General features: G+C 72.3%; 8 protein-coding genes. 4 read left to right on the top strand and 4 right to left on the bottom strand.

Going from position 1 to position 8,628, the window contains the following annotated elements:
- Window positions 1-41: 41 nt before the first annotated feature.
- Together EAO72_RS01120 and EAO72_RS01115 are read right to left on the bottom strand one after the other, a co-directional pair.
- Window positions 42-1,472, bottom strand: coding sequence for an MFS transporter (locus tag EAO72_RS01120; RefSeq protein WP_148015286.1), 1,431 nt, complete (start codon window positions 1,470-1,472; stop codon window positions 42-44).
- Between the two features lie 109 nt (window positions 1,473-1,581).
- The gene (locus tag EAO72_RS01115; RefSeq protein ID WP_148015285.1) at window positions 1,582-3,144 is read right to left on the bottom strand and encodes an amidase; all 1,563 of its coding nucleotides are present in this window, start codon (window positions 3,142-3,144) and stop codon (window positions 1,582-1,584) included.
- 151 nt (window positions 3,145-3,295) lie between these two features.
- On the opposite strand from EAO72_RS01115, the gene EAO72_RS01110 reads away from it, so the two are divergent.
- A complete protein-coding gene (locus EAO72_RS01110) occupies window positions 3,296-4,300 on the top strand; it encodes an Lrp/AsnC family transcriptional regulator (RefSeq protein WP_148015284.1) in 1,005 nt (334 codons plus the stop codon).
- A 35-nt stretch (window positions 4,301-4,335) separates the two neighbouring features.
- Window positions 4,336-4,824: a glutathione peroxidase gene (locus EAO72_RS01105; protein WP_148015283.1), complete on the top strand. Its 489-nt coding sequence runs from the start codon at window positions 4,336-4,338 to the stop codon at window positions 4,822-4,824.
- A gap of 87 nt (window positions 4,825-4,911) precedes the next feature.
- Here the strand turns inward: EAO72_RS01105 and EAO72_RS01100 are convergent, their stop codons facing one another.
- Window positions 4,912-6,141 carry an acyl-CoA dehydrogenase family protein gene (locus EAO72_RS01100; protein ID WP_148015282.1) on the bottom strand — a complete coding sequence of 410 codons (1,230 nt, stop codon included), beginning with the start codon at window positions 6,139-6,141 and terminating at the stop codon, window positions 4,912-4,914.
- Window positions 6,142-6,313: 172 nt separating this feature from the next.
- Here EAO72_RS01100 and EAO72_RS01095 point away from each other — a divergent pair, with 172 nt between their 5' ends.
- Window positions 6,314-6,964, top strand: coding sequence for a TetR family transcriptional regulator (locus EAO72_RS01095; protein ID WP_148015281.1), 651 nt, complete (start codon window positions 6,314-6,316; stop codon window positions 6,962-6,964).
- 12 nt (window positions 6,965-6,976) lie between these two features.
- Here the strand turns inward: EAO72_RS01095 and def are convergent, their stop codons facing one another.
- Window positions 6,977-7,522, bottom strand: coding sequence for a peptide deformylase (def, locus tag EAO72_RS01090; RefSeq protein WP_187284884.1), 546 nt, complete (start codon window positions 7,520-7,522; stop codon window positions 6,977-6,979).
- Window positions 7,523-7,648: 126 nt separating this feature from the next.
- On the opposite strand from def, the gene EAO72_RS01085 reads away from it, so the two are divergent.
- Window positions 7,649-8,596: a helix-turn-helix domain-containing protein gene (locus tag EAO72_RS01085; protein ID WP_148015279.1), complete on the top strand. Its 948-nt coding sequence runs from the start codon at window positions 7,649-7,651 to the stop codon at window positions 8,594-8,596.
- The last annotated feature ends 32 nt before the right edge of the window (window positions 8,597-8,628 follow it).

Raw genomic sequence — 8,628 nt, 5'->3', positions numbered from 1 at the left:
GTTCCTTCCCTGGAGAGGGTGCGAGGGGGCGGGGCGGAGGTTCAGTTGACCGGCTTCGCGGGGCGGGCCACGACGGCCGCGGCGGCGGCGACGAGCACCGAGACCGTGGCGCAGCACCACCACACGGTGGTGTAGGCGTCGATCGTCGGTATCTCGGTGCCCTGGAAGGTGAGGGCGGTGAGGATGGCCGCGAAGACGGCTCCCGCCACGGAACCGCCCACGGTCTTGGCGGTGTTGTAGATGCCGGTGGCGATGGCGGTGCGTTCGTGCGGGCTGGAGTCGACGATCAGGACGGGCATCGCGCTGAGGGCCAGTCCGACACCCGTGCCGACGATGATGTTGACGACGACGAACTGCCAGGGCTCGTCGTGGGCCGCGATCAGGAACAGATAGCCGATCGCCATCAGGCCGCCGCTGAGTCCGAGGGTGCCGCGTCCGCCGATGAGCTTGAACAGGCGGGAGGCGCAGAGCGAGGCGATGAACGCCATGACGCCGGACGGCAGCATCAGCCAGGCGATGCCGAGGGCGTCGTAGCCGAATCCGTAACCGACCTTGTCGGCGGGCGAGGACACGAAGAGCACGAGCGCGGTCTGGGCTCCGAAGAGGGCGGTGCCGAGCAGGAAGCTGGCCGCGTAGACGGGAAGCAGGGTGCGCCGCACGGTGAGGCGGATGTCGACGATCGGCTCGGCGACACGGAGTTCGACCATCACCCAGGCGGTAAGGGTGAGGGCGGCGACGGCGAACAGGCCGAGGGTGGCCGCGTCGGTCCAGCCCCACTTGGGCCCCTGGGAGATGCCGAGCAGCAGGGTGGCGAGTCCGACGCTGAGGAGTCCGGCCCCGGCCCAGTCGACCCGGCCCTGGGCCCGGGTCTTGGATTCGGGCACCAGGAAGAAGACGACCGCGGCGCACAGGACGGTGGCCGCGGCCGGGATCCACAGGACGCCGTGCACGGAGGAGATGACCTCCCGGAGCAGTCCGGCGACGACCATGCCGGCGCTGGCCCCGAAGGTCAGCGCACCGACGAGCATGGCGATGGCACTGCGGGCGCCGGAGGCGTCGAGCCGGTCGCGGACCAGCCCGATCTCCAGCGGCAGGAGCGCGGCGAGCGGTCCTTGCAGCACGCGGCCGACCAGCAGCACCTCGAAGGAGGGCGCCCAGGCGACGAGGACGGAGCCGACGGCGAGGCAGAGGACGGCGATGCGCAGGAGCCGTCGGTGGCCGTACATGTCGCCGAGCCGGCCGAACAGCGGCACGGAGACGGCGGCGGCGAGCAGTTGTGCCGCGTTGACCCAGTTGAGGTCGCCCGCGCCGACGCCGAGAACGGTGCCGAGTTCGGGCAGCAGGGTCGGCATCATCCCCTGGATGATGCCGCTGGTCAGTTCGACGAAGACCAGGAATCCGACGACCGCGGCGACGCGGGTGGCGCCGAGGCCGGGCGCGCCGGTGCCCGTGGTGGGCTGGATACGCGACATGGGTTCTCCACTTGGGCACGGCCGCGCGCGTGGGCGCGGCAGATGGTGGCGGGACAGGGGGACTTCGGGGCGGCGCACCTGGGACCGGTGCGCCCGGGGCGGGCCGGCGTCAGGCGGTGGGCTGCCGGCCGACGGTGAGAAGCGACCGGGCCACGGCCCGTACGACGGCCAGATCGGCCGCGTCCGGGGTGATGCCGAGGGCGGCGAGCAGCGCTCCGGCGTCGGGGGAGCCGTCGCCGGGGGTGGCGGCGGACGGTGCGGGCGACGCGGGAGCCGGTCCGGCTTCCTGGTCCTGGAGCGGGGCGGGCCGTCGCCGGGGGTCGGGCGTGGCCCGGCGCAGATGCCAGGTGGTGACCGACTGGTAGGCCTCGCCCGCCGCGATCAGGGTGGGTTCGCTGCGGGGCCGCCCGGCCAGTTGGAGGGAGAGGGGCAGTCCGGCCGGACCGGCGCCCATGGGCAGCGCGAGGGCCGGGAATCCGGTGGGGTTCCAGACGGCGGTGAGGTTGAGTTCCTCGCCGGGTGCGGCCTCCTGTGCGTACGGCCGCGCGGGGGCCGGCCAGGTCGGGGTGGCTATCAGGTCGACGCCGCCGGGGCCGTCCATCCGCTCCAGCAGCGCCGCGGTGAGCCGCTCGCGGGTGTGCTGGGCGCGGAGGTAGAGGTGGGCGGGCAGAAGCCCGCCCGCGGCGGCCAGCCGGCGAAAGGTCCGGCCGTGGCTGTCCCAGTCGGCGGCGAGCCGCTCACCGTGCACGGCGAAGGCTTCGGCGAGCATGGTCACGGCGTTGACCGCGAGCAGGCCGCCGAACTCCGGGAGCGGGAACTCCCTTATCCGGGCGCCGAGTTCACGTAGGGTCCGCAGGGCTTCCTGGAACGCGTCGCGGCACGCCGCCGTGATGCCCGGTGTGTCGAGAAGCCCGTACGGTACGCCGATCCGCAGTCCGCGCACCCCGGCGTCCGCCACGTGGCCGCCGGGCCGCGGCATGCCGGTCAGCGCGTCGAGGAGGAGTCCGCAGTCGTGTGCGGTGACGGCCATGGGGCCGAGGACGTCCTGCGAGGGGCTGAGCGGGACGCAGCCGTCGAGGGGCAGCAGCCCGAAGGTGGTCTTGAGTCCGGTGGTGCCGCAGAGGGCGGCGGGCAGCCGGACGCTTCCGGAGGTGTCGCTGCCGAGGGCGCCGAGGAAGAGTCCGGAGGCGATGCCGGCGCCGTTGCCCGTGCTCGATCCGCCGGTCCAGCGCTCGGGGTCCCACGGGTTGCGGGGCACCGGGAAGGAGTGGGAGGGATCGGGGCGGCCCATGGCGTACTCGGTCATGGTGGTCTTGCCGAGGACGACGGCCCCGGCGCCGCGCAGCCGGGCGACGGCCGGCGCGTCGAGGCCGCGCCACCAGTGCGGGTCATGGGCCGGGCTCTGCACGGTGGCCGGCCCCTCGACGGTGGCGAGGTTGTCCTTCACCGCGAGGGGCAGCCCGTGCAGCGGACCGCGTTCGGCGGCGGGCAGGGAGTCGGCCGCACGGGCCGCGGCCAGCGCCTGCTCCGGGAAGCGGGCCACGTACACACCGAGCAGCGGGTCGAGCACCTCGGCGTCGGAGAGGGCGGCGGCGACGAGTTCCGCGCTGCCGACGGCGCCGGACCGCAGGGCTGACGCGGCGTCGGCGAGGGTGGCGAAAGGCTGCTGCACGCGGCGCCTCCGGAGTCGGGAAGTGGCTGGATCTGATGGAGTACGGCGATGCTAATCTCCGTTCAAGAAGCGCCCCGAGATTGCTGGTATCTGTCATGGATGATGATCAAATGCAGTTCCTTCCCCTTCCGTCCTCCGGTTCGGACTCTCGATGACCGAAACTCCGCCCTCACTGAGCGAGCTGGACCTGGCCCTGGTCAACGCCCTTCAGATCAATCCGAGAGCGACCTGGACCGAGCTGGCGAAGGCCCTGGACATCGATGCCGCGACCGCGGCGCGGCGCTGGGAGAGGCTGCGGGCCGCGGGGCACGCCTGGGTGACGGCGTACCCGTACGGCGGCTCGGGCGCCGGCGCGCTGATCGAGATCGACTGCGCGCCGGGGCAGGCCGGGGCGGTCGCGGAGATTCTGTCGGCGGACCCGCACGCGGTGACCGTGGAGCACGCGGCGGGCGGGCGCGATCTGCTGATCACCGCGATGGCCACGAGCTTCGGGGCGCTCTCGGGCTACATCGTGGACCGGCTCGGCACGATCGCGGGCATCACGGCGACCCGGGCACATCTGGTCACCCGCAGCTACACGGAAGGCAGTGTGTGGCGGCTGACGAGCCTGAGCCGCTCCCAGCAGGAGGTACTGGCCGCGTCGCGCAGGTCGGCGCTGGGCGACGCGCAGCACCTTCCCGAGTACGCCGAACTCGTCACGGCGATAGGCGAGAACGGGCGCATGTCCCTCAGCGAGCTCGCCGAAGCGCTCGGCGTCTCGGTGAACACGGCGAGCCGCCGGCTGAACCGGCTGCTGGAGGCGGGCCGTCTGGTGATCCGCTGCGACCTGGCCCGCTCCCTGTCCGGTTCGCCCGTCGCGGTGACGTTCTTCGGCACCGTGGCCGCCGAGCACCTGGACGCCACGGCACGGGAGTTGGCCAAGCTTCCGGAGATCAGACAGTGCCTGGGACTGGCCGGTCCGCAGAATCTCATCGCCACCGTCTGGGTCTCGTCGCTGGTGGACGCGCAGGCCCTGGAGGTGCGGCTCGCCGCGACCCTCCCGCATCTGCGGATCGCCGACCGCGCGGTCGCGCTGCGGGCGGTGAAGCTGATGGGCCGGCTGCTGGATCCGGACGGCCGGGCGGTCGGGTTCGTGCCGATGAACCTCTGGGAGTGACAATTGCCGTGGAAGACACCGACGAGGAGACATCCATGACGCTGCACGACATCCCGCTCCACACCCTGACCGGCGAGCCGACCACGCTGGGCGCCTACAGCGGCCAGGCGGTCCTGCTGGTGAACGTTGCCTCCAAGTGCGGGCTGACCCCGCAGTACGCCGGCCTCGAACGGCTCCAGAAGGAGTACGGCGACCGGGGCTTCACCGTGCTCGGCGTGCCGTGCAACCAGTTCGGCGGCCAGGAGCCCGGGAGTTCGGAGGAGATCCAGACGTTCTGCTCGACGACGTACGGGGTGAGCTTCCCGCTGCTGGCGAAGACCGACGTCAACGGCGCCGGCCGGCACCCGCTCTATGCGGAACTCACCCGGCTCGCGGACGCGGACGGTGAGGCCGGTGACATCCAGTGGAACTTCGAGAAGTTCCTCATCTCCCCCACCGGCGAGCCGGTCGCCCGGATCCGCCCCCGCACGGAGCCCGAGGCCCCCGAGGTCGTCGCGGCCATCGAAGCGCAGCTCCCCGCCTGAGTGCCCGGCCGCTGCGGCCCGGCCCGGCCCCCGTTCCTGTCGCGCGGACAGGAACGGGGGCCGGTTCACCGGGGTCCGGGCGGAGCGTCAGCGGATGGGCATACCGGACAGCGTGCGCGCGATCACCAGGCGCTGGATCTCGCTGGTCCCCTCGAAGATCGTGTAGATCGCGGCGTCCCGGTGCATGCGCTCCACCGGGTACTCACGGGTGAACCCGTTGCCGCCGAGGATCTGGATCGCCTGAGCGGTGACCTTCTTGGCGGTCTCGCTCGCGTACAGCTTGGACATGGAACCCTCGGCCGACTCGAACGGCTTGCCGGTGGTCGCCATCCACGAGGCGCGCCAGACCAGCAGGCGCGCCGCGTCGATCCGGGTACGCATGTCGGCGAGCTGGAAGGCGATGCCCTGGTTGTCGATGATCGGGCGGCCGAACTGGGTCCGGGTCTTCGCGTAGTCCAGCGCGACCTCGTACGCGGCACGGGCGGTGCCGACGGCCATCGCGCCGACGGCCGGGCGCGATGCCTCGAAGGTGGCCATCGCGGCGTTCTTCACCCGCTCGCCGCCGCCGGAGGCCGCACGCTCGCGGGCCCGGGCGAGGCGCTGGTCCAGCTTCTCCTTGCCACCGAGCAGGCAGTGACCCGGGACGCGCACGTCCTCCAGGACGACCTCGGCGGTGTGCGAGGCGCGGATGCCGTGCTTCTTGAACTTCTGGCCCTGTGAGAGGCCCGCGGTGTCCGGCGGCACGATGAAGGAGGCGTGCCCCTTGGAGCCGAGCTCGGCGTCGACGACCGCGACCACCACGTGGACGTTGGCGATGCCGCCGTTGGTCGCCCAGGTCTTGGTGCCGTTGAGCACCCACTCGTCCTTGGCCTGGTCGTACACGGCACGGGTACGCATCGAGCCGACGTCGGAGCCGGCGTCGGGCTCGGAGGAGCAGAAGGCGGCGACCTTCACATCGTTCGCGTCGCCGTACATCTGCGGGATCCAGGTGCCGATCTGCTCCTCGGTCCCGTTGGCGAGGACGCCGACGGCCGCCAGGCCCGTACCCACGATCGACAGGGCGATGCCCGCGTCGCCCCAGAACAGCTCCTCCATCGCCATCGGGATGCCGAGGCCCGTCGGGTCGAAGAACTGCTGCGCGTAGAAGTCGAGGGAGTAGATTCCGACCTTGGCGGCTTCCTGGATGACGGGCCAGGGCGTTTCCTCACGTTCGTCCCACTCCGACGCTGCCGGACGGATCACATCCGCGGCGAAGCCGTGAAGCCAGTCCCGGACCTGCTTCTGGTCGTCGTTGAGATCGAGCGTGAACTCGGCCATGTTCCCCTCCACGTACTGCCGTCGAAAACTGATCGTTACTAGCGGTAACAACAGTCTGTTACCGACAAGTAGCCTCTGTCAACCGCTCGGCCGGCGATCCACACACCGCTGGGCAGGGTGTTACGTTGCGCAGGCAGAACGGACATGCACGGTCAGGGGTGGGAGAAACGACATGGAGACCACACGACAGGCCGAGCGCCAGCGGTCCGCGGCCGAACGCCGCCGCCGCGAGCTGCTCGAGGCCGCCGACCGCGTGGTGCTCAGGGACGGCCCCGGGGCCTCGATGAACGCCATCGCGGCAGAGGCGGGCATCACCAAGCCCATCCTCTACCGCCACTTCGGAGACAAGGGCGGCCTCTACCGCGCCCTCGCCAAGCGGCACACGGACGCGCTGCTGAGCGCCCTGCGGGCCGCGCTCGACGCCCCCGCCGACCGCCGCGCCCGCGTCGAGGCGACGCTCGACACCTACCTCGCGGCGATCGAGGCCCGCCCGCAGGTCTACCGCTTCCTGATGCACCCGTCCGACGACGCGGCACCCTCGTCCGAGCAGGGCTTCGACGTGGGGCGGCACTCCGCCCCGCTGCTGCGCCGGCTCGGCGAGGAGCTCGCCATGGTCATCGCGGAGCGGGTGGACCTCGGCCCCGACAGCCAGGAGATGGCCCGGATCTGGGGCCACGGCATCGTCGGCATGATGCACGCGGCGGGCGACTGGTGGCTGGGGGAACGCCCCTGCTCGCGCGAGCAGTTGGTGCGGAGTCTGGCCGATCTGCTCTGGGGCCGACTGGCCGCGGCGGGCGACCGCCCCGGCGGTCCCGGGTTCTGACGCCGGCGGCCCTCAGCCGGTGCGCCCCCAGGGCGCCCGGCGAGCCGCGCGCAGCGCGCGGGCCTTGCGCAGCCCGGTCAGCCGGTCCGTGTAGACGGCTCCTTCGAGATGGTCGCACTCATGCTGGAGGCAACGGGCGAAGAAGCCCGTCCCGCTGATCCGCACCGGCTCCCCGTCGGCCGTCACGCCCTCGACCACCGCCCGGTCGAAGCGTGGAGTGCCGGCCTCGATACCCGGGAGCGACAGGCAGCCCTCGGGGCCGCGCACGGTGATGCCGTCGGCCTCGACGAGCGTGGGGTTGACCACGTGTCCGAGATGACGGACGTCCTCGTCGTCGGGGCAGTCGAAGACGAACACCCGGAGCGGCACGCCGACCTGGTTGGCGGCGAGCCCGACGCCCTGCGCCTCGTACATCGTGGCGAACATGTCCTCGATCAGCCGGGCGAGCGACGGGCCGAAGTCGGTGACCGGCTCGCAGGGAGCATGGAGGACCGGGTCGCCGAGCAGGCTCATGGTCCGGACGAGCCCGGAGCTGCCGGGGATGGGACGGTTTCGCATGGCGGCCATCGTACGTTCCGCGAGAACGCCCTCCGCCTGCCGTGACGGGCTCGCCGCCCCGGCGACCTGCGACACTGCAGGCCGCACGGTCCGGTGCGCACGAGGAGAACGGAGGCGGATGCCGTGATGAGCCTTCAGGATCTCGGACTCACGGCGGACGAGGACGCGGTGTACCAGGCGCTGATAGCGCTGCCTTCGCCCGGCTACGAACAGCTGGCCGCCACGGTCGGCCTGCCGGAACAGCGGACCGGCGCCGCGCTGCGCACCCTGGCCGACCGCGGACTGGTTCTCCGGGTGGCCGACGGGCAACGCTATGCGGCCGCGCCTCCGGCCGTCGCCCTGGGGGCCGAACTCGCGGACCGCCGTGAGCGCCTCCAGCGTGCCGAACTCGCCGTGGCGCGGCTCGCGGAGACGTACCGCACCGCGACCGCCGACCGGGCTCAGCGCGAGCTCGTGGAGATCGTCGAGGGCACCGACGCGATCCGCACGCGCTATCTCCAGCTCCAGCTCTCCGCGCGCGGCACCATCGACATCTTCTCCGCCGGCACACCTCAGGCGGTCACCCCGGCGGACAGTGCGGAGGTGACGGCCATCTCGCGCGACGTGCGGGTGCGGGCGGTCATCGACCAGGGGTTCCTGGGCGAACCGGGTGCGGCGGACCAGGTGGCGCAGTCCCTGGCCGACGGAGTCCAGGTACGCACGGTCACCGAGGTCCCCTACAAGCTCATCCTGTGCGACGGCGCCGTGGCGATGCTGCCGCTGCACGGACGGGACGCCCGCGTCGACCCGGCGGTGGTGCTGCGCGGCGGACTGGCCCATGTGGCACGGGAGCTGTTCGAGCAGGTGTGGGGGCGCGCCCGCCCGTACCAGGAACAGCCGCACGCGGAGATCGACCCCGTCGACGCGCACATCCTGCGGCTGCTCCTCGCCGGTCTCACGGACACGGCGGTGGCCGGCCAGGTGCGCCTGTCGGTGCGCACCGTGCAGCGCAGGCTCCAGGCGCTCATGGCCCGGACCGACGCGACGACCCGTCTCCAGCTGGGCTGGCACGCGAAGGACCGGGGCTGGGTGTGACACGGCGGGGACGGACCGGTCCGCCGGTCCGT

Source organism: Streptomyces sp. OR43 (assembly GCF_008042275.1).
Taxonomy (GTDB): Bacteria; Actinomycetota; Actinomycetes; order Streptomycetales; family Streptomycetaceae; genus Streptomyces.
The sequence above is the reverse complement of the archived record's forward strand: the minus strand, read 5'-3'. Positions and strand labels throughout refer to the sequence as shown.

Bases quoted from the DNA above. Each gene is read 5' to 3' on its own strand.
- EAO72_RS01085 (WP_148015279.1), top strand. From the start codon at position 7,649: ATGAGCCTTCAGGATCTCGGACTCACGGCGGACGAGGACGCGGTGTAC.
- EAO72_RS01120 (WP_148015286.1), bottom strand. From the start codon at position 1,472: ATGTCGCGTATCCAGCCCACCACGGGCACCGGCGCGCCCGGCCTCGGC.
- EAO72_RS01110 (WP_148015284.1), top strand. From the start codon at position 3,296: ATGACCGAAACTCCGCCCTCACTGAGCGAGCTGGACCTGGCCCTGGTC.
- EAO72_RS01105 (WP_148015283.1), top strand. From the start codon at position 4,336: ATGACGCTGCACGACATCCCGCTCCACACCCTGACCGGCGAGCCGACC.
- EAO72_RS01100 (WP_148015282.1), bottom strand. From the start codon at position 6,141: ATGGCCGAGTTCACGCTCGATCTCAACGACGACCAGAAGCAGGTCCGG.
- def (WP_187284884.1), bottom strand. From the start codon at position 7,522: ATGCGAAACCGTCCCATCCCCGGCAGCTCCGGGCTCGTCCGGACCATG.
- EAO72_RS01095 (WP_148015281.1), top strand. From the start codon at position 6,314: ATGGAGACCACACGACAGGCCGAGCGCCAGCGGTCCGCGGCCGAACGC.